This is a genomic window from Arthrobacter sp. MMS24-S77 (genome assembly GCF_054888235.1).
In genome coordinates this window covers 1,258,154-1,284,786 of the sequence record NZ_JBTZRN010000001.1, presented here as the reverse complement: position 1 = coordinate 1,284,786, position 26,633 = coordinate 1,258,154, and the positions used below count along the sequence as shown (strand labels likewise).

Below are 26,633 nucleotides of genomic sequence, written 5' to 3'. Positions count from 1 at the left end.
TGGCTCCTCGTCATCACCGTGCTCCCAGCATAGTGCTCGGCAAAGGAGTGTCGAAGAGCAAAATTGAAGGCAACGCAGAACGCGCTGCCCTTCTGCCAAAACTCGGCTGAAGGGCAGCGCGACGTGGTTTAGCCCGGATTATTACTTCGGGCTGGACTTGGATTCGACCTTCACTGCGCCGGAGATGATGTCCTTCTTCAGCTGGTCGAGATCGCTCTTCATGTCAGCCGGCACCGCGGAGTCGAGATCGTGGAACGGGGCAAGCGCCACGCCACCGTTGTCAAGCGTGCCAACGTAGGGGCTGGGGTCGAACTTGCCGTCCTTGTCGGCCTTGATGACCGTTTCGACAGCGGTGGCCATGGTCTTCTGGACCGAGGTCAGGATGACCGACTTGTAGGCGGGTGCCGTCAGGTAGCCGTCCGAGTCGACCCAGATCAGCTTTGCATCGGTGCCCTTAGCCTTGGCGTCAAGGATCGCACTTCCGGCGCCTGCGCCGACAGGACCGGCGACGGGAAGGACAACGTCTGCGCCTTGGTCCAGGAATCCCTGGGTGAGGACCTTGCCCTTATCCACCTGCTTGAAGTCGCCCACGAAGGTTCCGTCCTGCTTGTCCTTGTCCCAGCCGAGCAGCTGGACGGACTTGCCCTTCTTCTGGTTGTAGTACTTCACGCCGTCAGAGAAGCCGTCCATGAAAATGCTCACGGTGGGGATGTTGAGGCCACCGAAGGTCGCAACCTTGCCGGTCTTGGAGGTACCGGCGGCGAGGTAGCCGGCCAGGAATGCGGCCTGGGCTGTGTCATAGACAATCGGCTTGACGTTCTTCGGGAAGGTGGGGTCCGAGTAGTCGATGATGGCGAAGTGGCTGTTCGGGTTTGCCGTGGCGATCGACTTGGTTGCGTCACCCAGGAGGAAGCCGACCGTAACCGTCAGCTTGCAACCCTGCTGGACCATGGAACGAAGGTTGGGGTCGTAGTCCGTGTCGGCCTTGGACTGGACGTGCTTTTCCTGGATGGCAAGATCCTTGGCTGCTGCCTGAAGGCCCTCATAGCCTGACTGGTTGAACGACTTGTCGTCGAAGCCACCGGAGTCGGACACCATGCATGCGGTGTAGTCCGACTTCGTGGCGCTGCCCGAGCTCGACGCAGACGGTGCGCTGCCGCAGCCTGCCAGCAAAAGAGCAGCGGCGCCAGCAGTTGCGACGCCTGCAAATGAACCGCGCTTTAGGGTGGCACGCAGTGATTGCTTCAATTTTCCTCCAGGAAGAAAGTGATTGATGCTACGACAGTTGGTCAATGAGTGTCCGTTTCGAAAACTCGAGGCTGAAATTCTGTTTTCACTGATGCTTCGCAGCACTGCGCCGGGGGCGCACTGATGGCACAACTTTAGTGGGATGGAACACACCCCGGTAACACAAAAGCCCAACAACCCTAAGATTGTTGAGCTTTTGTTACCAAGCAGTAGTGGAACTCCCAGCCAACGGTCCTACCCTCCGCGCCGGAGTCGATGGGCCCAGTCGCTCGGAGGTACTCAGTGCAGAGGTACCAATGCAGAGGTACTCAGTTCAGGCGGACCAGCATTTTGCCGGTGTTGGCCCCATCCAGGAGATCCATGAAGGCCTGGGGCGCGTTTTCCAGCCCGTCAACGATCGTCTCGTCGTAGCGGACCGTTCCATCGGCGAGCCAACCGGCCATCCTCCCGGCAAACTCGGCGGCGTGCTGGCGCTGCCCGCTTACCAGGAAGCCTCGGAGGGTCAGTTGCTTTCCAATGGCCACAGCAAGGTTGCGCGGAGCAGTTGTGGGCTCCGTGGAGTTGTATTGCGAGATGGCACCGCACATCGCCACACGTCCGTCCACAGTGAGGACTGCGAGGGCAGCCTCGAGATGTTCGCCGCCCACGTTGTCAAAGTAGACGTCGATGCCACGCTCCCCCGCCGCCTCACGGAGTTGCTTCACCACCGGACCGTCGTGGTAGTCGAAGGCTGCGTCGAAGCCGAGTTCCAGCAAGCGCGCCACCTTCTCCGGCGAACCGGCGCTGCCGATCACCCTGGAGGCGCCCATGGCCTTGGCGATCTGGCCCACGATCGAGCCGACCGCGCCCGCGGCGCCGGAGACGAAGACGACGTCTCCGGCTTTGAACTCGGCCACTTTGAGGAGCCCGGCATACGCCGTCAGTCCCGTCATACCGAGCGCACCAAGGAACGCCGAGGTCGGCGCGAGGCCGGCCGGAACCGGCGTCACACGTGCGGCGTCCACCACGGAGAACTCGCGCCAGCCGAGCTGGTGCACGACGACGTCGCCCACCTTGTGTTCTTCGGAACGGGACGCGATCACCTCGCCGACCGCGCCGCCGTCGAGCGCTTCATCGAGACGGAAAGGCGCCGAATAGGACTTCGCGTCGTTCATGCGGCCGCGCATGTAGGGGTCGACGGACATGAACTCGTTGCGAACGAGGATCTGGCCGTCCTGCAGCTCTGGCAGATCAGTCTCCGCCAGGCGGAAATTCTCTTGGACCGGACGTCCCTGCGGGCGGGATGCGAGCTGGACTTCACGCGTGCGGCTGGGAACTCCGGCGCTCATGCGGCCACCTCCACAAGCTTGATGTCGACGGCGATGTTGCCGCGGGTCGCGTTGGAGTATGGGCAGATCTGGTGCGCCTTGGCCACGAGCTGCTCGGCGGTTTCCCGGTCGAGGGCCGGCAAGGCGATCTCAAGCTCGGCGGCAAGGCCATATCCCTCGCGGCCTTCCAAGGCGCCGAAGTGGATCTTGGCTGCCACCGCGGAATCACTGAGATCCACCCGGGCCTTGCGCCCCACCAGCCTGAGTGCCGAGTGGAAGCACGCCGCGTAACCGGCGGCGAAAAGCTGCTCGGGGTTGGTTCCCTGGCCGTTTCCGCCCAGTTCCACCGGGCTGGCGAGTGCCACGTCCAGCTTGCCGTCGTTGGTGCGTGCGTTGCCGTCACGGCCTTCACCGGAGGCAAGCGCCTCGGCTGTGTACAAAGTCTTCACTATGGGGTTCCTTTTCCTTGGATGGGATGGACGTGTTGGGATGGACGATCAGATGGCTGAATGGAGGGCGGCGGTAAGCCTGCCCAGGGTGTCGTGAAGCTGCGCGAGCTCGGTAGCGCTCAAGCCTGCTGCGTCCGCGAGCCGCTGTGGTACGGCCCCGGCCCTGGCACTCAGGGCAAGCCCCGGGTCCGTCAGGTGGATTTCGACGCGGCGCTCATCTTCAGCCGAACGACGGCGTTCCACCAGGCCCAAGGCTTCAAGCCTCTTGAGCAGGGGCGACAGTGTGCCCGAGTCAAGTCCCAGCTCAGCCCCCAGTTCCCGTACGCTCCGCGGTTCGCTTTCCCAGAGAACAAGCATCACGAGGTACTGCGGATAGGTCAGCCCAAGCTCATCCAGCACCGGCCGGTAGACCGCCGTGGCCGCCTTCGATGCGGAGTAGAGGGCGAAACAGACCTGGTGGTTGAGACGGGGGGCTTCACTCATGGGAATAACGATAGCTCACAATTAAATTGTGCACAACTCAATTACCCAAAAAATCACTTGCCCAAAAGATGAGCGCGAGCTGGCAGCAGATGCCCCCAAAAACGGATTTGAGGGCACCTGCTGCCAGTTCGCGCTCAGACTTTTAGAGATCCCGGATGGTGCGCAATGCGGCGGCGGCCAGGACTTGGATGGCGAAGCCGAGCGCTCGTTCGTCCACGATGAAATCACCGCGGTGGAGATCGTATTCTTCACCGCCGGGCGTGTGGGTTCCGAGCCGCATCATGGCGCCCGGAAGGTCTGCCAGGAACCAGGCGAAGTCCTCGCCGCCCATGGACTGTGGGGTCAGGACCACGGCGTGCTCACCGAGTTCAGCCCGGGCCGCAGCCTCTATGAGCGCGGTCTCGTGTTCCGAGTTGACCACCGGAGGGACACCGCGGGTGTGCTCGAGATGGACGTCAACCCCGTACGGCGCGGCAACCTGCTGGACGACGTCGTCCAACAGTTCCCCTGCGCTGTGCCATGCATCGCGGTCCAGGCAGCGCATGGTACCGGCCATGTAACCGTTGGCGGGGATGGCGTTGGGCGCGGAACCTGCCGTGATCTGGCCCCACACTACCGAGACGCCGCTGCGGACATCCACGCGACGGGACAGAACGGCCGGGACGTTGATGGCGATCTGGGCCAGCGCGAAGACCAGGTCCTCGGTCAAGTGCGGCCGGGAAGTGTGGCCGCCACGCCCGGTCAGTTCGATCTTGATGGTGTCCGAGGCAGAGGTGATGGCCCCGATGCGCGTACCGATCTGGCCAACGTTGATGCGCGGATCGCAGTGCAGCGCCAGAATCCGGGGGACTCCCTGAAGGACGCCCTGCTCGATGCAGGACAATGCACCGCCGGGCATGGTTTCCTCGGCGGGTTGGAAGATGATGCGCACCGTGCCGCCCAACGGGGATTCCTGATGCATTGCGTGCAGCACCAAGGCAATCCCGAGCATGCTGGTGGTATGGACGTCGTGCCCGCAGGCGTGGGTCACTCCATGGTTCTTCGACGCAAACGGAAGCCCGGTCTCCTCGATGATGGGGAGGGCATCGATATCACCGCGCAGCGCAGTGGCGATGGGCCCTTCGCCGACGTCGACCGTCAGCCCAGAGCCTTCGAGCCGGCGAGGGTTCAGTCCGGCAGCTTCGAGCCGTTCCACCAGTTTGTCAGTGGTGCGGAATTCCTTGAAGGAAAGCTCCGGATGCGCATGGAGGTCCCGACGGAATTCAAGGAGTTCCGGCAAGAGATCGTCAAGCCACGGCCTCACCACGGGGGTCGGCTCGGTTTCAGTAGTGAAATTGCGCACCTCACAACTCTAGCCATCCGCGCCCCTCGAATAACGAAAGGGGTCTCTTGGTTACGGACCGCGCCTCGAGCATTCGGACTAGAGAACGTCGGTATCTCCACTTGCCTTGAGCGCGTCCACCGCTCCCTTGACCCGCTGGGCGTGCTCCTTGGTGGTAACAAGCAAGGCGTCCGGCGTGTCCACGATCACCACGTCCTTGATGCCGATCAGCGCGATCACACGCTTGGTATCGGAGACAACAACGCCGCTCGCGTTCTCGGTGAAGACACGTGCGCCTTCGCCGAGGACCGTCACTTCGTCCACGTCGCCGGCGTTGTTGAGGCGGCCGATCGCGGCAAAGTCTCCGACGTCGTCCCAACGGAAGGTACCGGGCACGACGGCGACATCCCCCGCCGCTGCGGCGGGTTCTGCGACGGCGTAGTCAATGGCGATCTTGGGCAGCGTGGGCCACACGCGAGCCGTCACTTCATCGCGCTCCGGGGTGTCCCAGGCTTCCGCAATTTGCTGCAGCCCGGCAAACAGGACCGGCTGGTTTGCTTCAAGGTGCTTGAGCATGAGCGCCACAGGGGCGACAAACATTCCGGCGTTCCAGACGTAATCGCCGGTTTCGAGGTACTTCTTCGCGATGTCTTCGCTCGGCTTTTCGACGAACTCGACCACGGCATGCGCATTCGGCGCGTTGTCCACATGGAGCAAGTCGCCGGTACGGATGTACCCGAACCCGGTTGAAGGATGCGTGGGCTTGATGCCGATGGTGACGATCTTTCCTGCGGCGGCGGTGTGGATGGCCTCGCGGACTGTCTCCTGGAAGAGGTGGTCCGGGCTAATGACGTGGTCGGCCGCGAAGGAACCCATGATGGTGTCCGGGTTACGACGGTGCAGGATGGCGGCCGCGAGGCCGATCGCCGCCCCTGAGTCTTTCGGTTCGCTTTCGAGGACCAGCTCGTCGTCGCCTACTTCGGGAAGCTGGCGGCAGACAGCAGCGCGGTGCGCCACGCCCGTGACCACGAGTACCCGATTTCCCGCCAATGGTTCGAGGCGGTCATACGTAGCCCGCAGGAGGGTGCTTCCCGAGCCTGTGAGGTCGTGCAGGAATTTGGGCGCGGCAGCACGCGAAAGCGGCCATAGGCGCGTGCCCACTCCGCCGGCCGGAATGACCGCGTGGAAGTGGCGCAATGGCGATTCGGGGCTTGCAGCGTTTTCTGTACTCACCGCAACACCTTATCGGACACCGGCGCAAGTCCCACTTTGTGGTCTTCGTCTCACCCCCGCGGCGAAAAGACCGGAATTCAGGCGAACACCCGCAATCTCGTTACAAGAAGGGGCGCCTAAATTGAATAAGCTGTGAGCGAAGCCTAGATTTAGGCTGAGCTACGAGTGCTCTCGCAGCTGGCGTTCCCCCCGCATGGATCCCGTGCCAGCGCCGCTGTGTTGCAGGAAGGTTTATTCAGTGCCGACAAAACCAGCTGGCACCTTGTACCGCGGCCGTGAAGGCATGTGGTCCTGGGTTGGACATCGTATTACCGGTGTTGTGATCTTTTTCTTCTTGTTGGTCCATGTGCTGGACACCTCATTGGTGCGTGTGTCCCCGGAGGCCTACACGGCCGTCATCGGCGCCTACAAGAACCCCCTCATGGCCTTGGGCGAAACGGGCCTCGTCGCAGCGATCGTTTTCCACGCCTTCAATGGCTTGCGCATCATCGCCGTTGACTTCTGGAAGAAGGGCGCCAAGTACCAGCGCCAGATGCTGTGGGTTGTCCTGGCACTCTGGCTGGTCACCTTCGCGGCCTTCGCCATCCGCCACCTGTCCCTCGCTCTGGGAGGCCACTAAGCCATGAGTACTGATATTCAGAATCCCCGCAGCGGAAAGATCAGTAGCGGAAAGATCGCTCCGCAGTACCGCCGCGGCACCGGTTCCAGGGGAAACTTCGAGATGCTCGCATGGCTGTTCATGCGCCTCTCCGGCGTTGTGCTCGTGGTGCTGATCTTCGGCCACCTCTTCGTGAACCTGCTGGTGGGAGAGGGCATCCACGCCATCGACTTCGGCTTCGTGGCAGGCAAGTGGGCCGACCCGTTCTGGCAGTTCTGGGACCTGGCCATGCTGTGGCTCGCGATGCTTCACGGCACCAACGGTGTACGCACCATCATCAACGACTACGCCGAAAAGGACGCCACCCGCTTCTGGCTCAAGGTGGTCCTGTACGCGGCCAGCTTCGTCATCATCGTTCTGGGCACCCTGGTGATCTTCACGTTCAACCCGTGCCCAGTCGTCAACGGCGTTCAGCTGCCGGGCGGGTTCTGCCCGGCGCCGTAGCGGCTCCGCTGCACCACCGGCAATGTCCGGATGGTGCACAACACGCGGAGCAGGCTCCGCCGACCATCTGACTTAGAGAGAAAGAGCATCTGGTATGCAGGTCCATAAGTACGACGTCGTTATTGTCGGTGCCGGCGGCGCCGGCATGCGCGCCGCGATCGAATCCGGTCAGCGCGCACGCACTGCAGTACTGACCAAGCTCTACCCCACCCGTTCCCACACCGGCGCAGCCCAGGGCGGCATGTGTGCAGCCCTGGCCAACGTCGAAGAGGACAACTGGGAGTGGCACACATTCGACACCATCAAGGGTGGAGACTACCTGGTTGACCAGGATGCAGCCGAGGTCATGGCGAAGGAAGCCATCGACGCCGTGCTGGACCTGGAAAAGATGGGTCTGCCGTTCAACCGCACGCCCGAGGGCCGCATTGACCAGCGCCGTTTCGGTGGTCACACCCGTGACCACGGAAAGGCTCCGGTCCGCCGCGCCTGCTACGCGGCAGACCGCACGGGCCACATGATCCTGCAGACGCTGTACCAAAACTGCGTCAAGCACAACGTTGAGTTCTACAACGAGTACTACGTCCTGGACCTGCTGCTCGTCGAAGAAGACGCAGTACGCGAGGACGGCACGCCGTACAAGCAGAAGCGCGTTGCCGGCGTCGTGTCCTACGACCTCGCGTCCGGCGAACTGCACGTCTTCCAGGCCAAATCCGTGGTCTTCGCCTCCGGCGGCGCCGGCAAGGTCTTCAAGACCACCTCCAACGCCCACACCCTGACCGGTGACGGCATGGGCATCGCTTTCCGCCGTGGTATCCCGCTGGAAGACATGGAGTTCTTCCAGTTCCACCCGACCGGCCTTGCGGGCCTGGGCATCCTCCTCACCGAAGGTGCACGTGGCGAAGGCGCTATCCTCCGTAACTCGGAGGGTGAACGCTTCATGGAGCGCTACGCCCCCACCATCAAGGACCTCGCGCCCCGTGACATCGTGGCCCGCGCGATGGCGAACGAAGTCCGCGAAGGCCGTGGTTGTGGTCCGAACAAGGACTACGTCCTCCTGGACCTGACCCACCTCGAGCCCGCGCACATCGAGGCCAAGCTCCCGGACATCACCGAGTTTGCCCGCACCTACCTGGGCGTGGAACCGTTCACGGAGCCTGTTCCGGTGTTCCCGACGGCGCACTACGCCATGGGCGGTATCCCCACCAACATCACCACCGAGGTGCTGCAGGACAACGAGACCATCGTGCCCGGCCTGTACGCCGCCGGCGAGGTTGCCTGCGTTTCGGTCCACGGCTCCAACCGCCTTGGCACGAACTCCCTCCTGGACATCAACGTCTTCGGCAAGCGCGCCGGCGTTGCCGCGGCGGAATACTCCAAGACTGCCGACTTCGTCGAGCTGCCGGAGGATCCCGAAGCACACACCCGCACCATGTTGTCCGGGCTCCTGGACGGCAACGGAACCGAGCGTGTCGCGCAGATCCGCAAGGAACTGCAGGAAACCATGGACACCAACATGCAGGTGTTCCGCACCAAGGAATCCTTGGAGCAGGTGCTCAGCGACATCGCCGAATTCGAAGCGCGGTACAAGAACGTAGTTGTCCAGGACAAGGGCAAGCGCTTCAACCTGGATCTGCTGGAGGCCGTGGAACTGGGCTTCCTCCTCGACATGGCGAAGGTCATGACGGTCGGTGCACTGCACCGTGAAGAGTCCCGCGGCGGCCACTACCGCGAGGACTTCCCGGACCGCGACGACGAGAAGTTCATGAAGCACTCCATGGCTTACAAGGACAGCTCGGTCACCACCGAATCGTCAGCCGAATCCGTAGCGGGCATCCGTCTCGAGACCAAGCCCGTTGTCTTTACCCGTTACGAGCCAATGGAGCGTAAGTACTAATGACGACCGAAATGGCTGAGCCGGCCTCCAAGATCGAGCTTCCCGCAGGCATTGGCGGAGGCGGGGAAATTCCCACCTTCAACATCACCCTGCGCGTGCGTCGCTACAACCCCGAGGTCTCGGAAGAGGCAGCTTGGGAAGACCACCAGCTGACCATGTACGGCACGGACCGCGTGCTGGACGCCCTGCACAAGGTCAAGTGGGAGATCGACGGCTCGCTGTCTTTCCGCCGCTCTTGTGCACACGGCATTTGCGGCTCCGATGCCATGCGCATCAACGGCCGCAACCGCCTCGCCTGCAAGACCCTGCTGAAGGACCTGGACACGTCCAAGCCCATCACTGTTGAGCCGATCAAGGGCCTCCCCGTGGAGAAGGACCTGATCGTGGACATGGAGCCGTTCTTCCAGTCCTTCCGCGAGGTCATGCCGTTCCTCATCAACAAGGGCCACGAACCCACCAAGGAGCGTCTGCAGTCCGTCGAGGACCGTGAGCGCTTTGACGACACCACCAAGTGCATCCTGTGCGCTGCGTGCACCTCGTCTTGCCCCGTGTTCTGGACGGACGGCCAGTACTTCGGCCCGGCCGCCATTGTGAACGCGCACCGCTTCATCTTCGATTCCCGTGACGACGCTGGCGACATGCGCTTGGAGATCCTCAACGACAAGGAAGGCGTGTGGCGCTGCCGCACTACCTTCAACTGCTCGGAGGCTTGCCCCCGTGGCATCCAGGTGACCCAGGCCATCGCCGAGGTCAAGCAGGCCATCCTGGCACGCAAGATCTAGTTTCCGAAGTTAGAGTACGACGACGGTGTCCCCCTTGGCGGGGTACGCCGTCGTCGTTGTTTAAGAGTCGTTCACGAAAGCCGGGCAACTCGCAAAACGAAAGGCGGACAAGGTGTCCAAATCCATGAAGATCAGCTTCGAAGGCAGCACTGGAGATCTCCTCGCGGGGATCGTGGATGTGCCTGAGGGCCCGGTCCGGGGCTGGGGTGTGTTCTCCCATGGTTTGACCCTCGGCAAGGACAGCCCCTCTGCTTCGCGCATCTGCAAGGGCTTGGCGGACCTTGGTGTCGGCATGCTTCGCTTCGACAACCTTGGGCTGGGCGACTCCGCCGGCGAATGGTCCGCTGGATCGTTCAGCGTGAAAGTGGCAGACACCATCCGAGCCGCAGAGTTCATGCGTGCCGATGACAAGGAAATCTCCCTGCTGGTGGGCCACTCCTTCGGCGGAGCGGCTGTGCTGGCGGCGGCCCTCAGCCTTCCCGAGGTACGGGCCGTTGCGACTGTGGGCGCCCCGTTCGAGCCCAAACACGTGGAGCACATGTTCGACGCCGAAGTGAGCACGATCCTCAGCGAAGGCAGCGCAGAGGTCAACCTAGGCGGCAGGCGCATGGAGGTTCGCCGCCACTTTGTGGAGGACGTGGAGCAGGCCGACCTCAGGGACTGCATCCGTACCCTGCACAGACCCCTCATGGTGCTGCACTCCCCCACGGACAACACCGTGGGCATCGACAATGCCAGCGAGATCTTCCAAACGGCGCGGCACCCGCGGAGCTTCGTCTCGCTCGAAGGCAGCGACCACCTGTTGACAGGCAAGGGACAAGCCGCCCGGGTTGCCCGGATCATCTCAGCCTGGGCCGGGCAGTACCTCGGCGACTAGCGCGAAACCCAGCCCAACTAACTAGCAGTTGTTGTCGTTATGAGGGCTCAAAACGACAACAACTGCGAGTCAGCGGATGAGCGCCGCTAGCGCGCCGTGGACCGGGAAAGTATGCGTCTGGCGCACCTGGACTCTGGCCCTCTCCGGGCGGCTCGGTGATCATGGAGGTGTTCGTCTTGGTGAACGCCGACCCAAGTTGGTGCCTTGAGTCCGTGAGTCAGCGTGGTGTGGGAGGGCTTCCACGGGAACCGTGGATTGTTGCTGTGAAGCACGGGTATTAGATTCCTGAACATATTCCCTGTCCTCCCCGAGACGGACACAGTAGATGGCCGCCTGAGGGTGTTGGAGGGAAGAAGGAATGGACATTGTTCACGAGCGGGCCGCGGGGTTGGATATCTCCAAACGCGACGCGAAACTCTGCGTGCGGGTGCCGGGCCCGCGGGCCGGGACCTATGCGTCGACGGTCACGACCTGGGGCTCGACTACACAGAAGATCCTGGAACTGCGGGAGTTCCTGGAACGCGAACATGTGACCACGGTGGTGATGGAAGCGACCAGTGACTACTGGAAGCCCTTCTACTACCTGATGGAGGAAACGCTGCCGGTGATGCTCGTCAACGCCAAGGCCGCCCGGAACATCCCCGGGCGCAAGACGGACGTCTCCGACGCGGCCTGGCTGGCGCAGTTGGCCGCTTTCGGGTTGTTGCGGGCCTCGTTCGTGCCGCCGGAACCGATCCGTGAACTCAGGGACCTGACCCGGGCCCGTGCGATCGCCACCCGCGACCGGGCCCGGGAGATCCAGCGGCTGGAGAAGTTCCTGGAGAGTTCCGGGATCAAGCTCTCCTCCGTGGTCTCGGACCTGACCGGGGTGTCCTCCCGGGACATGCTCGAGGCCCTCATCAACGGGGAACGCAACCCCGATGTCCTGGCCGGCATGGCCCGGGGAGTGCTGCGCTCGAAGATCCCGGCCCTCGTTGACGCGCTCACCGGGCGGTTCAAACCCCACCACGCGTTCATGGCCCGCCTGCACCTGGACCAGATCGACACCCACACCCGGGTCATCGACGCCCTCACGGCACGGATCGAGGAGGCGATGGAACCCTTTCGCGACGCCAGGGAAGCCCTGGCCACCATCCCCGGAGTCTCCCTCAAAGTTGCCGAAGTGATCATCGCCGAAACCGGTGCGGACATGGCCGTGTTCGAAACCCCCGCCCGGCTCGCGTCCTGGGCCGGCGTCAGTCCCGGATCCAACGAGTCCGCCGGACGGATCAAATCCGCGCACATCCTGCCCGGGAACAAATACCTCAAAGCAGCCCTGGGCACCGCGGCCATGTCGGCCGCACGGTCCAAGAACACCTACCTCGCCGCGAGATACCACCGCATCACAGCCCGAAGCGGACGCAACAAAGCCCTCGTCGCCGTCGAACATTCCATCCTCACCGCAGCCTGGCACATGCTCGCCAACGGAGAGTGCTACAACGAGCCCGGAGCCGACCACTTCACCCGCATCAACCCGACCCGCGCCAAGAACAACGCCATCAAGCAACTCACCAGCCTCGGCTATGACGTCACGCTCACACCGGTCACCGCAGCCTGACCCACCCCTACTTTCGTATTAGTTGGGACCCTGGCCACCCTCAAGAGCCCTTTGCGTGGAACGTGCGCGGCGGAAGGTGCCTCGATCCTAGGGCGGCCCTCCGGTGCGGTTCATGTGCGTCCCCGTCCGCTTCCCTGATAGCCGACCAGGCCGCGGACACCAGATAGACCTGACTGACCAGGTTGAACCAGATGAGAAGCCCGATAATGATGGCGAAGGGTGCGAGGACGGGGTTCTGGCCTGCGCGCGCCAGCAGCTCGGTGCTGAAGACCTGGAGCACGGTGGTTCCGACGGCCGCGATGATGGTTCCCTCCACGAAGGCCTGCCGCCCGAGTGGGAGGTTCCCCGCAAGCCGGAACAGGATGGCCGCCGTCGCCCAGTTCAGCAACAATGGCACCGCCAGCTTCACGACGCCAATCACGGGTCCCGCAATGCCTTCATCCAGGCCAAGGAGGCCGATCGCCCAGCCGGCCGCCGTTCCGAAGACAAGGGAGACACCTGCGCTCAGGACCAGCGCCACGCCAAGCAGCAGGAGCGTCCCGGCGTCGAACAGTTTCGCCAGGACCGCGTTGCGGGGCAGGGGTGGCAATTCCATGACCCCACGCAGCCCCTCGCGTACGCTCGCGATCCAACCCAAGGAAGTAAACACCGTGACTACAGCGGCGATGACCGCGGTCCAGCCCAGTCCGTTCGGATTGAGCAGGTCATGTGGATTGACCAGACCCTCGCCGCCGTCCACCTTCAAGAGCCCCGGCGCACTCTTGGACACGTTCGCGATGATGGCGTCCACCAAGAATGGCTGACCGCTCAGGACGAGGCCCGCGATCGAAAATCCCGTGGCCAGTAAACCGGTGATGGAGAAGAACATCGTGAACCCGATGCCGGCACTCATGAGCGGCCCGTGGCGCAGAGAGTAGTGCTGCCACGCCCGCATGGCCCGGAAGGTGTTCAGCCGGGCCAGGAACAGCTGCACGAAGGCCATCAGCTTCGCTGCGGTGCCAGCGTTGGAGCGCCGAGTATGGCCCCAGTCGAGCCTGCGATGGATCAGTTGCAGCCTGAGTTTGGCGAGCTCAGTTGGTTGCGGCGGAATCTCCGCTGTTCGCTGCGCTTTCCCGTGCCTGATCTGTGTCCCCGCCAAAATCGAGCTCTTCCCGTAGCTGCCAGATGCCATTGTTGTCGTGCTCGTAAAGTCCCATGCTAACCACAGGGAAGGTGGCGGTGTAGTTCTTCAGAACCGTTTCGGCCTCATCCAGGCTTTCGGGAGCGACGTCGTGGGCGACCGTCACGTGCGGGTGGTAAGGGAAAGGCAGATCCCGTTCCAAGGGACCGGTCTGCAGTTGTTCGTGCAGGCCCACGCACTCGGTGAAACCGTCTTCGACGTTCAGGAATACCACAGGGGACACGGGACGGAAGGAGCCCGTTCCGGAAATCGTGATTTTGAACGGCGCCTGGCGCCGGGCGACCTCCCGAACATGCTCACGCGTGGCTTCCCAATCCTGCGCTGGCGTGGTGGTGACCAGCGTGATGTGGGCAGGGATGACCTCGGCCATGGGATCACCGAAGGAGGCGCGCCACTGCTGCAGCTCCTGCGCCACATCCGGCGGAAAACCCAGAATGACGCCCACGCACATACTGTCGCCGCACGCGCTGGCAGACTGGTTTCCACCCGCATCCGGGCGGGCATCAGTGGCCCGGCCGGCTCCCCCTGGAGGGGAGCCAGCCTGGACGCTGAGCTTGCCAGCTGCGCACATGGTTTTAGCGGATTCCTGGTGCTCCGCCGTAAGGCAGGAAGCCCACCTTGGCGTAGACATCGGCAAGGGTGGCCGAGGCAATCTCACGGGCCTTGTCTGCCCCATGGGCCAGGAGGCGATCGAGCTCGCCCGGGTCTGCCAGCAGTTCGTTGGCGCGGTCCCGGATGGGCCCGAGGTGGCCGGCGACGAGTTCGGCGAGATCGACCTTCAAGTGGCCATACATCTTGCCTTCGTAGTCCGCGACGATCTTTTCCACCGGCTGCCCGCTGATGGATGAGTAGATGCTCAGCAGGTTGGACACCCCGGGCTTGGCCTCACGGTCGAAACGGATTTCCGTCTCGGTGTCCGTGACCGCCGACTTGATGCGCTTGGCCGTGACCTTCGGGTCGTCCAGCAGGTTGATCAAGCCGGCCGGCGACTCTGCGGACTTGGACATCTTGGCCGTGGGGTGCTGGAGATCGTAGATCTTGGCCGATTCCTTCTGGATGAAGGCCTGCGGCACCTGGAACGTCTCGCCGTAGCGGCTGTTGAAACGCTGGGCGAGATCGCGGCTGAGCTCAATGTGCTGCCGCTGGTCTTCGCCCACGGGTACTCCGTGCGGCTGGTACAGCAGGATGTCGGCTGCCTGCAGGATCGGGTACGTGAACAGCCCGACGCTGGCGTGATCCGAGCCGTGTTGCAAGGACTTGTCCTTGAACTGGATCATGCGCGAGGCCTCGCCGAAGCCCGTGATGCAGCCCAGGACCCAAGCGAGCTGGGCATGCTCGGGGACCTGGGACTGGACGAAAAGGGTGCACTTGTTGACGTCTACTCCGCCGGCGATGTACTGAGCAGCAGTGACACGTGTACGGCGAGCCAGCTCGGCAGGATCCTGGGGCACCGTGATGGCGTGCAGGTCCGGGATGAAGAAGATGGCGTCATACTCGTCCTGCATGCGGACCCAGTTGACCAAGGCACCGAGGTAGTTGCCGAGATGGAGGGAGTCAGCAGAGGGCTGCATGCCGGACAGCACACGGTGCTTGGCTCCGGCAGCCAGTTTGGTGGATGTTGCCATGGTCGCGGCCGCAGCGGGTTCAGTCGTGGTGGAACTGGTCATGGGGAAACTTTCGAAAGCTTAGAGCCGGTAGTCGACTACCAGCGGTGCGTGGTCGGAGAAACGGGTGTCCCACGACGGCGCCCGGTCAACGACGGCCGAAAGAGCGGTTGCCGCGAGTCCAGGAGTGGCCATGTGGTAGTCGATGCGCCAGCCTGTGTCAGTGTCAAAGGCCTTACCGCGCTGGGACCACCAGGTGTAGGGGCCATCGACATTTCCTGCCAGGCCCCTGTGGACATCCCTCCATCCGATCTCGTCGCCGAAGAAGCGGTCAAAGTATGCACGCTCCTCAGGAAGGAAGCCCGCACGCTTGGTGTTGCCCTTCCAATTCTTGATGTCGAGCTCAGTGTGGCCCACGTTGAGGTCGCCAACCACCAGGGCGTGGTCACTGTGCTTGGCGAGCTCCGGGAGCCGCGTGACCATGACATCGAGGAAGCGGTACTTGTCCACTTGCTTGGGGGTATCTACCTCGCCGGAATGCACGTAGGCGCTGACGACGGTCAGGGTAGTGTCCTTGCCGCCGCCGTCTCGAACGACGTAATCGGCCTCCACCCAGCGTCCGGTGGTGGCGAAGTAATCGTCGCCGATACCTACACGGGTGGCGGTTGGTTCCTGACGGGAGGCAATCGCTACGCCCGCGCGGCCCTTGGCCTCGGCTTCGGCGTGGAGGATGTGCCAGCCTTCGCCGATGAGCTGGTGAACCACCTCATCAGGCGCGCGGACTTCCTGCAGACACAGGATGTCGACGTCGCGCGGTTCCAGCCACTCCGCCATGCCCTTCTTGTAGGCGGCGCGAATGCCGTTGACGTTGACAGTTGCGATGCGAAGGAAGTCCTTCTTCAATGCCGAGCTCACCCCGCCTACTCTAGTCGATGATGGTGCCCGAGACGGGCTCGTCGGTTCCGCCGGAAGACTTGATCATGTCCCTTGCGTTGCTTGACGTGATGGCGATGGTCTCCAAGGCGCGGTTGATGGTGTCTTGATCGGCGGATTCGCCCTTGGCGCGCTCCGCCTCCACCACGCGAACCTGTACCTGCACAATCTTGAACGAGTGGTCCAGTTTGAGGTCTCGCATTTCATCCGCTTCACTGCGTTCCGAGACCACGCGCGTGCCGCCATGGTCCGCGCTCGACGACGACGGCGCCCGGCCGGTTGCCGCGTTGAAGGCGTTCTGCGCTTCGGCGAGTTTTTCTCCAGCCCGCTTGGCGGCCTTCTGGATGCTGAAAACCACGAAAGCGGCGAGGGCGAGCCAGCCGAAGGAAACAACGGCGACGATCCAACCGACCACGTCGTTCTGGTTCGCGGCGAAAATAACGGCCACCAGGAAAGCGATGAGCACCACCGTCATGCCCAGTCCACCGATGCGGAAGCCCTTGAAAGGGCTCTTGGCGGAAGCGGACGGGGGAACAGATGACGGGGAGTCGCCGAGAGATTGCATGCACCCATTGTCGCAAACTCCGCAGGAACAGCCGGCCGCTTCCACCCCCGGCGAACAGCCCGGCCGCTATTTCAGGAAGAGCTTGCGCAGCCGTCCCGTGGTGAGCGTGATGCCGAGCGCGATCATCACAAGGTAGTAGGCGATGTGGACTGCCGTCGCAGGACTGAAGGAGCCAATGCTGATCTGCCGCAAGAGCTCCACGCCATGCCACAGGGGCATCGCCTGGATGAGCCACTGAATGTACTGCGGATAGACGCTCAGCGGGTAGAAGGTGGCACTGAACAAGAACATGGGCAGCATGAAGAAGTTAATCCAGTCCATCTGTTGGAAAGTCTTCATGAAGCTCGTGATGCCCATGCCGAAGCTCGCAAAGCCAAAGGCAATGAGCACGGACGCCGGGATAACCAGGATGGCCCACGGCGTGGTGATGAGACCCATGACGGCCATGACCGCGGTGAAGCCCGTGGCGTACAGGAGACCACGCAGCAGGGCCAGGAAAATCTCCCCGATGGCTACATCCAACGGTCCAAGCGAGGTGTAGAGCATGCCTTGGTACAGCTTGGCGAAGTTCATCTTGAAGAAGACGTTCCACGTGGAGTCATAGACTGCGCCGTTCATGGCGGACACGGCCAGGAGCGCCGGCGCAATGTAGGCCGCGTAACTGATTTCCTGGCCGCCCGGTCCGGCCACGGTTCCGACGATCGGGCCCAGCCCCACGCCCATGGAGATCAGGTACAGTACCGGTTCGAAGAATCCGGACACCAAAATAAGCCAGGTACTGCTCTTCGCTGCCATGAGACCCCTGGCCACAACAGCAAGCGCATTGCGGGAGTAAAGGGGGCCGAACGTTCGCTCGCGGGCAGCGTCCGTAGCACTGTGCCCTCCGGTCAGGACGCTCATGCCCCCATCCTCCTGACGAACTGCCGCCGCGTCAGGGTCCACCCGGCGGCAGCTGCGCCAACAAGGAACAGGACGTGTGCCAGGGTGAGCACGGGGCTCTCCTCAAGTCCGTAGGTGAAGATGCGGCCCAGCTGCGTACCGTGCCACACCGGGGAGATCCAGCCGATCCAGCGCACCCCTAGCGGCAGCGAATCCAGCGGGAAGAAGGTCCCGGAAAACAGGAACAACGGCACCACGATGAAGCGCTGAACCAACGCGAACTGACCGGAGTCTTTGGTGATGCTCGAGGCATAGGCCATGAGCGGCAACCCGAAGGACAACCCGGCCACGGTGGCGACCACCGCCGACACCCAGCCCCAGGAACTTGGCGAGGCACCGAACATGGCCACGATGACGAAGTAGACCACCGATTGCACGAGGAACTTCAAGGCACTGGCCATGATGTGGCCCGCGGCAATCTGCTGCGGAACCAGCGGCGAAGCGTGCGGGCCATAGAACACGCGGCGCCACTTGAAGCCGTCCATGATCGGGTAGGAGAAGTCCCCCGATGCCGTCATCACCGCGGATGAGACCAACAGTGCCGGCGCGATGAAGGTCAGGTAGTTCACGCCACCGAACACCGCCGCACTGTTGGCATCCACCAGGCTTGCCAGCCCGATGCCCATGGCGAACAGGTAGGCCACCGGCTGCCCCACGCTGTAGAGGAACACGGACCAGCCGTAGCCACGCATCACACGAAGGACCTGCTCGGCGTAGAAGAACGATCCCCAGCGTCGCGCCCGGCTGGCCGAGACGGCCGGCGAGTGTGCGCGCAAGGGATGGTCCGCCGTCGGGAGCTGGGCGTCAGTCATGCGTCCTCCTACTCAACTGGTCCCTAGTCAACAAGGCTTCGTCCGGTGAGCCGAAGGAAGACGTCCTCCAAGGAAGAACGACGTACCAGCGAGGTCAGGGGGCGGAGCCGGCGTGCGGAGACTTGTTCCAAGGCGGACTCGCCGTCGTCCGCGTAGATGAGCACACGATCCGGCAGTGTCTCCACCCGCTCCCCCACGCCTTCGAGTTCGACGCCGATGGTGGTATTGCGCTCGGACCCGAAGCGGAGCTCCAGGACCTCGCGTGTGGAATATTCGCGGATCAGGCTGGCCGGCGAGCCTTCGGCCATGATGCGGCCTTTGTCCACCACAATCAGCCGGTCGCAAAGCTGTTCGGCCTCGTCCATATAGTGGGTGGTGAGGATCAGGGTGACACCCTGTTCCTTCAACCTGAAGAGCCGGTCCCAAAGGATGTGCCGGGCCTGCGGGTCCAGCCCCGTGGTGGGCTCATCCAGGAGCAGGATCTTGGGTTCGTTGATCAGTGAGCGGGCAATCGTCAGGCGCCGTTTCATACCGCCCGAGAGGGCATCGACCCTGGACTTGGCTTTATCCGTCAATTGCGCGAACTCAAGCAGCTCATCGGCCTTGGGACGCAAGTAGCTCAAGGGCAGGCCGAAGTAGCGGCCATAGACAATCAGGTTTTCGCGGACCTTCAGTTCCTCGTCCAGGTTGTCCTGTTGTGGCACCACACCTAGATGCGCGCGGACTTCCGGGCCATGGGTTTCCGGGTCCAGGCCCATGATGCTGAGCTTCCCGGACGTGCGCTGGGAGACTCCGCCGATCATCTTCATGGTGGTCGACTTACCTGCCCCGTTGGGACCCAACAGGCCGAAGGACTCCCCCGCCGAAACCTCGAAGGAGATACTGTCGACGGCGGTGAGCTCACCGTAGGTCTTGGTGAGGTTTTCGGCTGTGATGACTGCGGGTGGGTTCATCTGGAAGCTGGCTGACGTGGAGAAAGAGCGGGTGGCTTCATTGTGCACCCACAGCAGACTAGTAGAGCCAAGGAATACGTGAAAGAGGTATTGCGCAATTTTCTGGAATAACCCCCGGCCCCGGATCGCCATCGGAAAGCAGCCGGCGTCGGATTCCGCTGGATCATTCCGCGCATCAGGCCTTGGAACCGCGTGATTCCAAGGCCTGATGGATTATCAAGACGAATGATCCAGCAAAATCCGCCGGTCCCTCATTTCGTCGGATGTGCCCGCAGCACTTCCAGGCGTTGGCGGTACTCGGTCTCGTCGATTTCGCCACGTGCGTAACGCTCCCTCAGCACGCTTTCGGCGCCCTGCGTTGCGGCCCAGTAGTGGTTCCGGCGCCACATGCGGCGGCCGAAGAAGATGAAGAATCCGATCACCAGGATCCAAAACAGCGGAATCAGGAGGAAAAGCGGCCAGAAGACGAATCCGTCCCCCGGTCCATGGACGACGTCGGCGGGAAGCTGCGCGGCCGCGGCGCCGATGGTGGTGCTCAGTGATGTCAACATGTCCAGTCCAAACTCTCAACAGGCCGTATCTCGGCTCTGTTTCCAGTCTGGTTTTCGGCCCATCCAATCGCGTCGGCCACCGGGAGGCACTTGCGGCCTGCCGCCTACTCCCACGGGAGACTGCGCAGAACCGCTAGCTGCTCCAGCCGGGCCGGACCAAACCGGATTCGTACGCCAGGACCACCAATTGCGCACGGTCCCGCACCAGCAATTTGGTCATGATCCGGGAAACGTGCGTCTTCGCCGTCAGCGGGGTGATGAACAGCCGTTCCGCGATCTCGGCGTTGTTCAGGCCTTCGCCCACCAGTGCGAGCACTTCCCGTTCGCGCTCGGTGATGTGGTCCAGGGGCACTGTCTTCGACGCCGCCTTGCTGTGCAGGGCGAGCTGGGCCATGATGCGGCGAGTCACCGATGGCGAAAGGAGGGCATCGCCGTCGTGCACCACCCGCACGGCGCGGATCAGTTCCTCCGGTTCGGTGTCCTTGACGAGGAAGCCAGCGGCACCCGCGCGCACGGCCTCGGCGATGTATTCGTCCAGTTCGAACGTGGTGAGGATGATGATGCGGGTGTGCGCGAGGCGGGGGTTGGCCAGGATCTGCCGGGTTGCGGAGAGCCCGTCGCCGTCGGGCATGCGGATGTCCATCAGGATGACGTCGGGTGCTTCTCGCTCGGCCAGCCTGACCGTGTCCCTGCCGGTACCCGCTTCTGCCACCACTTCCAGGTCCGGTTCAGCATCCAGGAGCGCCCGGAATCCCGCCCGGATAAGGTTCTGGTCGTCTGCCAGCAGCAAGCGGATCATGGCTGGTGTTCTCCCTTTGTGTGATCCAGCGGAAGCATCGCTTCAACGCGCAGCCCGGGATCCAGCGGGGTCAGGCTAAGTGTCCCGCCCAACGCGGCGACGCGCTCGCGCATGCCTGTCAACCCGTTGCCGGCAGTCGCTCCCCGCATGCCTGCACCGTCGTCGTCGATCCTCACCTTCAGCGCGTTCCCCGCCAATTCCAGAAGTACGACGGCGGACGCCGCGCCTGAGTGCCTGCGCACGTTGCTCAGCGCTTCCTGGACAATCCGGTAGGCCGTTTCCTCCTGTACTGTTCCAAGGTGCCCTGGGCCCAGGTGTTCCGGGCCCACCCGTTCGCGGTCTACGGAGTTCTCGAACCGCAGCTGCAGGCCGCCGCGCCGCGCGTCTTCCACGAGTTCCGGAATCCGCGCGAGGCTTGGCGGTGCGGCAGGACTCAACGGAGCGTCGTCGCGCAGTACGCCAAGGAGCTGACGGACCTCGGCCAAGGATTCCTTGCTCGCTGCTTTGATGGCCTCCAGCGCCGGACGGAGCTTCTCGGGATCGTTCGTGCCCAAGTGAAGCGCCACGGAGGCCTGGACGTTGATCATCGACAAGGAATGGGCCACCACATCGTGGATATCACGGGCGAGCGTGAGACGGTACTCGTCCCGTTCGGCCTGTTTCGCAGCCTCGCGCCGCCGACGGTATTCGGCCATCCGCTCGCCCCGACGTCGGAAGCCTTCACCGATCAGGACCAGGATCGCCACCCACGCGATGCCGGCGGATGCCCGGACAAGCCCGGTCTCACCTCCCGTCAAGAGGGAGAACAGCACGACGGCGACGGCGCAGATCCCTGCCCCCAGCCAGGCCTGCCAGCGCAGTCCGGCGGCCGCGGTCAGGATGATGGACAGCGCCAGGGACAGCACGATCGGACCCCAAGCGTAACCGAGGAGCACATAGCTGAAAGTGGCCGCCAAGGTGACCGGAAGCATGACAACGGGCCTGCTAGACCGGAAAGCCAGGGCCGCGGGTCCTGCCAGCAACAGGATGAAGGCCAGGGGGTCCAAGGGGCGCAGGTCAGCCTGGTGGCCTGCCGAAAAGACGGTCCCCAGGACTTGGATCAGGGCCACCGCGATCACGATGAAACTCGTAGGGGGACCCTGGAAACGCCGCTGCATGCTCCGAGCCTAGTCGCGGAGGGCTCCGGCGTCGTCGGGTTAACGGTGTAGGGCGCCTACTCCCGAGGGAGTAGGCGCCCTACACCGCGGTGGGGAGCAAATCAGACGGCGCTGGAGATGCTTCCCGCTGCCAATTGGCGTTCCGCGGCTTCGACCACGTTGGTCATGAGCAGCGCCACGGTCATGGGACCGACGCCGCCGGGGTTCGGCGAAATCCAGCCGGCTACATCGGCAACGGCGGGATCGATGTCGCCGTGGACCTTGCTCTTGCCCGTCTCGGGGTCGGTTTCACGGGTTACACCGACGTCGAGCACGGCCGCGCCCGGCTTCACGTCCGCAGCCTTGACGATGTGCTTGGCACCCGCCGCGCCCACAATCACGTCCGCCTGCCGCAGCAGCTCCGAGAGGTTCTTGGTGCCGGTGTGCGTCAGCGTCACGGTGGCGTTCACGGCCCGCCGGGTGAGCAGCAGGCCGATCGAGCGGCCGATCGTGACGCCGCGGCCGACCACCACAACGTGCTTGCCGGCGAGGCTGTAGCCGTTGCGCTCCAGGAGCTCGATGACGCCGCGGGGCGTGCACGGCAGCGGCGAGGTGATCTCTCCGTTGACGTTGAGCACCAGCCGGCCCAGGTTGGTCGGGTGCAGGCCGTCGGCATCCTTGGCGGGGTCGATCCGCTCGAGGATCGCGTCGGTGTCCAGGTGCTTGGGGAGCGGCAGCTGCACGATGTAGCCGTGGCAGGCGGGGTCCGCATTGAGTTCGTCGATGAGGGCCTCAACCTGGGCCTGGGTGGCATCCGCCGGAAGCTCACGCTGGATCGAGTTCATCCCGATCTCCACAGACTGCTTGTGCTTCATGGACACGTAAAGCTGCGAAGCAGGGTCCGCGCCTACGAGCACAGTAGCAATGCCCGGAGTTACGCCGCTGGCCTTCAGGGCAGCGACGCGCTCAGTGAGCTCGGATTTGATGGCGGCGGCAGCGGCCTTGCCGTCAAGGATCTTCGCGGTCTGCGCCATGGACGGGTTCACCACTGCTCGTGCTGCGGGTACAGCGGGAAGTCAGCGGCGAGCTTGTCGACACGGGCCTGCAGGGCTTCAACGTCGGTGGCGGAACCGGCCTTCAACGCCGAAGCGATGATCTCGGCAACCTCGGTGAACTCGGTAGCACCGAATCCGCGGGTGGCCAAGGCCGGGGTACCGATGCGCAGGCCGGAGGTGACCATCGGCGGGCGGGGGTCGAACGGAACGGCGTTGCGGTTGACTGTGATGCCCACCGAGTGCAGGAGGTCTTCGGCCTGCTGGCCGTCCAACTGCGAGTTGCGCAGGTCCACGAGGACCAGGTGGACGTCGGTGCCGCCGGTCAAGACGGAAATACCGGCTCCGGCAACATCAGCCTGGTTGAGCCGGTCGGCGATGATCTTGGCGCCTTCGATGACTCGTTCCTGGCGCTCCTTGAATTCCTCGCCCGCGGCGATCTTGAAGGCAACGGCCTTGGCTGCGATCACGTGCATGAGCGGACCGCCCTGCTGGCCCGGGAAAACGTTGGAGTTGAGCTTCTTCGCCCATTCTTCCTTGGCGAGGATCACACCGGAACGGGGGCCGGACAGCGTCTTGTGCACCGTGGAGGTGACGACGTCGGAGTGCGGCACCGGGCTCGGGTGCAGGCCTGCTGCCACAAGGCCGGCGAAGTGGGCCATATCCGTCCAGAGAAGCGCGCCAACCTCGTCGGCGATGGAGCGGAAGGCCTCGAAGTCGAGGTGGCGCGGGTAGGCGGACCAGCCGGCGATGATGACCTGCGGCTTCTCGGCAATGGCCTGCTCGCGGAGCTTGTCCATGTCCACGCGGAAGGTGTCTTCTTCGACCTGGTAGGCGGCAACCTTGTACAGCTTGCCGGAGAAGTTCAACTTCATGCCATGGGTCAGGTGGCCACCGTGGGCCAGGGACAGGCCCAGGATCTTGTCCCCCGGGTTGATCAGGGCGGAGAGGGCAGCCGCGTTGGCCTGGGCACCAGAGTGGGGCTGAACGTTGGCGTACTCTGCACCGAAGAGTGCCTTTACGCGGTCGATTGCCAGCTGCTCGGCAATGTCCACGTATTCGCAACCACCGTAGTAGCGCTTGCCCGGGTAGCCTTCGGCATACTTGTTGGTCAGGACAGAACCCTGGGCCTCCATGACGGCGCGGGGTGCAAAGTTCTCGGAAGCGATCATTTCCAGGGTGCCGCGCTGGCGGCCGAGTTCCTGTTCCAGAACTGCTGCGATCTCGGGGTCGAGTTCGGAAAGCGGCTGGTTGCTGATGGTCGCGGAGGTGATGGTGGTGGTCACGAAGATCTCCTGGATAGGCAACGGGTATTTCTACAGGTCAGGCTACCGGCTGGGTTTTTTCCATGCCTTTGATTACGGGGCATGGCACAGCGACAGTAAAACGTGACCCTCGGCCCAGGCGTACGATCCGTGGTCTTCATCAATGCCGCTCCCTGGTGGTACCCCACCCAACGCCAGTCGCGACGACTTAAACAGTACAACAGGTGCGCAACGGTAGGCTTGACTGTGTGACTGACTCCACCCTGCCCACGTCTTTTGTTGTAACCCTGTCCTGCCCGGACCGGCCCGGAATTGTGCACGCCGTTGCAGGCGCCTTGTTGGAAGCTGGCTGCAACATCGCCGATTCCCAGCAATACGGCAGCCCCAGCACGGGAAACTTCTTCATGCGGGTGGAAGCCACCACGTCCTCAACCCAGGCTGAACTGAGTTCGGCGCTGGCCCCGGTGGCCGAAGAATTCGGGATGAAGTGGCAGATCAACCCGGTGGGCGAGAAAGTCCGGACCCTGATTCTGGGTTCAAGGGACGCGCATTGCCTCAACGATCTGCTCTTCCAGCAACGTTCCGGAACCCTCCCCATCGAAGTACCGGCCATCGTGTCCAACCACCGGGACCTCGAAGGGCTGGCCGAGTTTTATGGCATCCCCTTCCACCACATCCCCGTAACCCCGGACACCAAACCCCAAGCCGAGGCGAAACTCCTCGAGCTCATCCATGAGCACGGCATCGAGCTGACTGTCCTGGCGCGCTACATGCAGGTCCTCTCCAACGAGCTCTGCGCCGAGCTCAACGGCAAGGCCATCAACATCCATCACTCCTTCCTGCCGTCCTTCAAGGGCGCCAAGCCCTACCACCAGGCGCATGCCCGGGGCGTGAAGATCATTGGCGCCACCGCCCACTACGTCACCGCGGATCTCGATGAAGGTCCCATCATCGAGCAGGAAGTCATCCGCGTGGACCACGCCCGAACCGCCGAGCAATTCGTGCAGATGGGCCGCGACGTCGAGGGCCGCACCCTCGCTCAGGCCGTGCAGTGGCACGCCGAACACCGCGTCCTCCTGGACGGCACCCGCACGGTGGTCTTCAACTAGCATTCCCCGCCCAACTAACTCGCAGTTGGTGTCGTTTTGAGGCCTTATAACGACACCTACTGCTAGTCAGTTGGGTGTCCTACGCTGGGTGCATGGACGGGACCCCGACGGCATCCAGCGACGAAAGCGTCGACCACGAGGCGGACCTCGCGGTTTATTACGACCGGCAGGCCCCCGCCGAGAACACCCGGGCCCTGACGCCGCGTCGGACGGAATGCCGCGATTGGTTCATCCGTATGCTCAAGGTCGAACACAGGCACTCACTGTTCGAACTAGGCTGCGGGACCGGCGTCGAAGGGCTGGAATTCGTGCGAGCGGGACTGCACTACACCGGCGTCGACCTTTCCGAGGAAAGCATCCACGTCGCCCGCGCCAAGGGCTTGGATGCCAGCGTGGCCAGCGGCCGCAACCTGCCATTCGCCGACGGCGTGTTCCCCGCCGTGTGGACCATGAGCACTTTGCTCCATGTCCCTAACACTCGAATCCACGACGTCGTCAGCGAACTTGTGCGGGTCGCCGCGCCGGGCGCGCCAATCGCCGTCGGGCTCTGGTCAGGTGACGATGAAGAAGTCCTCAACCCCGAGGACGAAGACGAGCCGCGGCGGTTCTTCAGCCGGCGGAGCGACGCGACTCTGCTTCGGATCTTCGGCGCGCACGGCGACGTGGAGCACTTTGAGACCTGGCCGGAGGGCACGGGAACCGAATCCGGGCCGGGTGCGGGGAATTGGAGGCAGCACTACCAGTTCCTGGTTCTCCGAACGCCCCACCCAACTAACTAGCAGTTAATGTCGTTTTGAGCGCTCAAAACGACACCTATTGCTAGTTAGTTGGCTTGGGACGCCGTCATCTAGGCTTGCCCCATGGCTCCCATTTACACTTTTGCCGGGGATACCCCGGCCATCCATGACACCGCCTTCGTGGCACCGACGGCGTCCATTATCGGCAAGGCCACCCTCGGCGAGGACTCCAGCGCCTTCTATGGCGTGTCCGTCCGCGCAGACACCGCCGCCATCCGCGTCGGTGCCGGCTCGAACCTCCAGGACAATGTGGTCCTGCACGCCGACCCCGGCTTCCCCTGCACCGTAGGCGAGCGCGTCAGTGTCGGACACAGTGCCGTCGTGCACGGGTGCACTGTGGAAGACGACTGCCTCATCGGCATGAGCGCCACCATCCTGAACGGCGCCGTCATCGGTACCGGTTCGCTCGTGGCGGCGGGCGCCGTCGTCCTTGAGGGAACTGTCATCCCGCCGCGTTCCTTGGTTGCCGGTGTGCCCGCCAAAGTGCGCCGCGAACTGAGCGAGGAAGAACTCGACGGCGTGAAGCGCAACGCGGCGCACTACAGGGAGCTAGCAGCGGCGCACCGCGAGATGCACGCACGGGATTAAAGCGAAATGCCCGGCAGGATGATTCTCCTGCCGGGCATTTTCGTATCCGGTTTAGGG

General features: G+C 63.4%; 28 protein-coding genes and 1 riboswitch. Of the genes, 9 read left to right on the top strand and 19 right to left on the bottom strand.

Annotated features, from left to right (window positions below):
• Positions 1 to 141: 141 nt before the first annotated feature.
• The 6 genes from ACX5I4_RS05890 to ACX5I4_RS05865 form a co-directional block, all read right to left on the bottom strand.
• Entirely contained in the window at positions 142 to 1,248 is a 1,107-nt protein-coding gene (locus ACX5I4_RS05890; RefSeq protein WP_461835847.1) for a BMP family lipoprotein, read from the bottom strand.
• Between the two features lie 308 nt (positions 1,249 to 1,556).
• Positions 1,557 to 2,576, bottom strand: coding sequence for an NADP-dependent oxidoreductase (locus tag ACX5I4_RS05885; RefSeq protein ID WP_461835846.1), 1,020 nt, complete (start codon positions 2,574 to 2,576; stop codon positions 1,557 to 1,559).
• The gene (locus ACX5I4_RS05880) at positions 2,573 to 3,004 is read right to left on the bottom strand and encodes an organic hydroperoxide resistance protein (RefSeq protein WP_461835845.1); all 432 of its coding nucleotides are present in this window, start codon (positions 3,002 to 3,004) and stop codon (positions 2,573 to 2,575) included. Before ACX5I4_RS05880 ends, ACX5I4_RS05885 begins: the two co-directional genes overlap by 4 nt.
• A gap of 48 nt (positions 3,005 to 3,052) precedes the next feature.
• The gene (locus tag ACX5I4_RS05875; protein ID WP_461835844.1) at positions 3,053 to 3,487 is read right to left on the bottom strand and encodes a MarR family winged helix-turn-helix transcriptional regulator; all 435 of its coding nucleotides are present in this window, start codon (positions 3,485 to 3,487) and stop codon (positions 3,053 to 3,055) included.
• A gap of 142 nt (positions 3,488 to 3,629) precedes the next feature.
• On the bottom strand, positions 3,630 to 4,829 hold the full coding sequence (locus ACX5I4_RS05870) for an amidohydrolase (RefSeq protein WP_461835843.1): 1,200 nt from the start codon (positions 4,827 to 4,829) through the stop codon (positions 3,630 to 3,632).
• 78 nt (positions 4,830 to 4,907) lie between these two features.
• Positions 4,908 to 6,041, bottom strand: a complete 1,134-nt coding sequence (locus ACX5I4_RS05865) for a mannose-1-phosphate guanylyltransferase (RefSeq protein WP_461835842.1) — start codon at positions 6,039 to 6,041, stop codon at positions 4,908 to 4,910.
• A 238-nt stretch (positions 6,042 to 6,279) separates the two neighbouring features.
• Here ACX5I4_RS05865 and sdhC point away from each other — a divergent pair, with 238 nt between their 5' ends.
• The 6 genes from sdhC (at position 6,280) to ACX5I4_RS05835 (ending at position 12,293) form a co-directional block, all read left to right on the top strand.
• Complete coding sequence (gene sdhC, locus ACX5I4_RS05860; protein WP_265978566.1) at positions 6,280 to 6,660, top strand: succinate dehydrogenase, cytochrome b556 subunit; 381 nt, start codon at positions 6,280 to 6,282, stop codon at positions 6,658 to 6,660.
• A 3-nt stretch (positions 6,661 to 6,663) separates the two neighbouring features.
• Positions 6,664 to 7,143 carry a succinate dehydrogenase hydrophobic membrane anchor subunit gene (locus ACX5I4_RS05855; RefSeq protein ID WP_461835841.1) on the top strand — a complete coding sequence of 160 codons (480 nt, stop codon included), beginning with the start codon at positions 6,664 to 6,666 and terminating at the stop codon, positions 7,141 to 7,143.
• A 94-nt stretch (positions 7,144 to 7,237) separates the two neighbouring features.
• The gene (gene sdhA, locus ACX5I4_RS05850; protein ID WP_461835840.1) at positions 7,238 to 9,037 is read left to right on the top strand and encodes a succinate dehydrogenase flavoprotein subunit; all 1,800 of its coding nucleotides are present in this window, start codon (positions 7,238 to 7,240) and stop codon (positions 9,035 to 9,037) included.
• Positions 9,037 to 9,819 carry a succinate dehydrogenase iron-sulfur subunit gene (locus ACX5I4_RS05845; protein ID WP_461835839.1) on the top strand — a complete coding sequence of 261 codons (783 nt, stop codon included), beginning with the start codon at positions 9,037 to 9,039 and terminating at the stop codon, positions 9,817 to 9,819. Before sdhA ends, ACX5I4_RS05845 begins: the two co-directional genes overlap by 1 nt.
• Positions 9,820 to 9,931: 112 nt before the next feature.
• Positions 9,932 to 10,696, top strand: a complete 765-nt coding sequence (locus ACX5I4_RS05840) for an alpha/beta hydrolase family protein (RefSeq protein ID WP_461835838.1) — start codon at positions 9,932 to 9,934, stop codon at positions 10,694 to 10,696.
• 358 nt (positions 10,697 to 11,054) lie between these two features.
• Complete coding sequence (locus tag ACX5I4_RS05835) at positions 11,055 to 12,293, top strand: IS110 family RNA-guided transposase (protein ID WP_461835837.1); 1,239 nt, start codon at positions 11,055 to 11,057, stop codon at positions 12,291 to 12,293.
• A 40-nt stretch (positions 12,294 to 12,333) separates the two neighbouring features.
• Here ACX5I4_RS05835 and ACX5I4_RS05830 read toward each other — a convergent pair whose 3' ends face one another.
• The 13 genes from ACX5I4_RS05830 to glyA all read right to left on the bottom strand — a co-directional run bounded on the left by ACX5I4_RS05830 (position 12,334) and on the right by glyA (position 24,103).
• Positions 12,334 to 13,278: a YihY/virulence factor BrkB family protein gene (locus ACX5I4_RS05830; RefSeq protein WP_461838662.1), complete on the bottom strand. Its 945-nt coding sequence runs from the start codon at positions 13,276 to 13,278 to the stop codon at positions 12,334 to 12,336.
• An 85-nt stretch (positions 13,279 to 13,363) separates the two neighbouring features.
• Entirely contained in the window at positions 13,364 to 13,924 is a 561-nt protein-coding gene (locus ACX5I4_RS05825; protein ID WP_461838661.1) for a 2'-5' RNA ligase family protein, read from the bottom strand.
• Between the two features lie 124 nt (positions 13,925 to 14,048).
• Positions 14,049 to 15,140 carry a tryptophan--tRNA ligase gene (gene trpS / locus ACX5I4_RS05820; protein ID WP_461835836.1) on the bottom strand — a complete coding sequence of 364 codons (1,092 nt, stop codon included), beginning with the start codon at positions 15,138 to 15,140 and terminating at the stop codon, positions 14,049 to 14,051.
• 18 nt (positions 15,141 to 15,158) lie between these two features.
• On the bottom strand, positions 15,159 to 15,992 hold the full coding sequence (locus ACX5I4_RS05815; protein WP_461835835.1) for an exodeoxyribonuclease III: 834 nt from the start codon (positions 15,990 to 15,992) through the stop codon (positions 15,159 to 15,161).
• Positions 15,993 to 16,002: 10 nt separating this feature from the next.
• Positions 16,003 to 16,575, bottom strand: a complete 573-nt coding sequence (locus ACX5I4_RS05810) for a hypothetical protein (protein ID WP_461835834.1) — start codon at positions 16,573 to 16,575, stop codon at positions 16,003 to 16,005.
• A gap of 66 nt (positions 16,576 to 16,641) precedes the next feature.
• On the bottom strand, positions 16,642 to 17,475 hold the full coding sequence (locus tag ACX5I4_RS05805) for an ABC transporter permease (RefSeq protein WP_461835833.1): 834 nt from the start codon (positions 17,473 to 17,475) through the stop codon (positions 16,642 to 16,644).
• A complete protein-coding gene (locus tag ACX5I4_RS05800) occupies positions 17,472 to 18,326 on the bottom strand; it encodes an ABC transporter permease (RefSeq protein WP_461835832.1) in 855 nt (284 codons plus the stop codon). Before ACX5I4_RS05800 ends, ACX5I4_RS05805 begins: the two co-directional genes overlap by 4 nt.
• Positions 18,327 to 18,349: 23 nt before the next feature.
• Complete coding sequence (locus ACX5I4_RS05795; RefSeq protein WP_461838660.1) at positions 18,350 to 19,279, bottom strand: ABC transporter ATP-binding protein; 930 nt, start codon at positions 19,277 to 19,279, stop codon at positions 18,350 to 18,352.
• A 251-nt stretch (positions 19,280 to 19,530) separates the two neighbouring features.
• Positions 19,531 to 19,830: an SHOCT domain-containing protein gene (locus ACX5I4_RS05790; protein WP_461835831.1), complete on the bottom strand. Its 300-nt coding sequence runs from the start codon at positions 19,828 to 19,830 to the stop codon at positions 19,531 to 19,533.
• Positions 19,831 to 19,963: 133 nt separating this feature from the next.
• On the bottom strand, positions 19,964 to 20,629 hold the full coding sequence (locus ACX5I4_RS05785; protein WP_461835830.1) for a response regulator transcription factor: 666 nt from the start codon (positions 20,627 to 20,629) through the stop codon (positions 19,964 to 19,966).
• Positions 20,626 to 21,786, bottom strand: coding sequence for a sensor histidine kinase (locus ACX5I4_RS05780; protein ID WP_461835829.1), 1,161 nt, complete (start codon positions 21,784 to 21,786; stop codon positions 20,626 to 20,628). Before ACX5I4_RS05780 ends, ACX5I4_RS05785 begins: the two co-directional genes overlap by 4 nt.
• A 101-nt stretch (positions 21,787 to 21,887) precedes the next feature.
• Positions 21,888 to 22,799, bottom strand: coding sequence for a bifunctional methylenetetrahydrofolate dehydrogenase/methenyltetrahydrofolate cyclohydrolase (locus tag ACX5I4_RS05775; protein ID WP_461835828.1), 912 nt, complete (start codon positions 22,797 to 22,799; stop codon positions 21,888 to 21,890).
• 8 nt (positions 22,800 to 22,807) lie between these two features.
• Positions 22,808 to 24,103, bottom strand: a complete 1,296-nt coding sequence (glyA, locus tag ACX5I4_RS05770; RefSeq protein WP_461838659.1) for a serine hydroxymethyltransferase — start codon at positions 24,101 to 24,103, stop codon at positions 22,808 to 22,810.
• Positions 24,104 to 24,208: 105 nt separating this feature from the next.
• A riboswitch (ZMP/ZTP riboswitch) is annotated at positions 24,209 to 24,294 on the bottom strand.
• A gap of 36 nt (positions 24,295 to 24,330) precedes the next feature.
• Here glyA and purU point away from each other — a divergent pair.
• From purU to ACX5I4_RS05755, 3 genes are all read left to right on the top strand, one after another.
• The gene (purU, locus tag ACX5I4_RS05765) at positions 24,331 to 25,191 is read left to right on the top strand and encodes a formyltetrahydrofolate deformylase (RefSeq protein WP_461835827.1); all 861 of its coding nucleotides are present in this window, start codon (positions 24,331 to 24,333) and stop codon (positions 25,189 to 25,191) included.
• A 92-nt stretch (positions 25,192 to 25,283) separates the two neighbouring features.
• Positions 25,284 to 25,970, top strand: a complete 687-nt coding sequence (locus ACX5I4_RS05760; protein ID WP_461835826.1) for a class I SAM-dependent methyltransferase — start codon at positions 25,284 to 25,286, stop codon at positions 25,968 to 25,970.
• A gap of 81 nt (positions 25,971 to 26,051) precedes the next feature.
• Positions 26,052 to 26,576, top strand: coding sequence for a gamma carbonic anhydrase family protein (locus tag ACX5I4_RS05755; RefSeq protein ID WP_461835825.1), 525 nt, complete (start codon positions 26,052 to 26,054; stop codon positions 26,574 to 26,576).
• Positions 26,577 to 26,633: the final 57 nt, after the last annotated feature.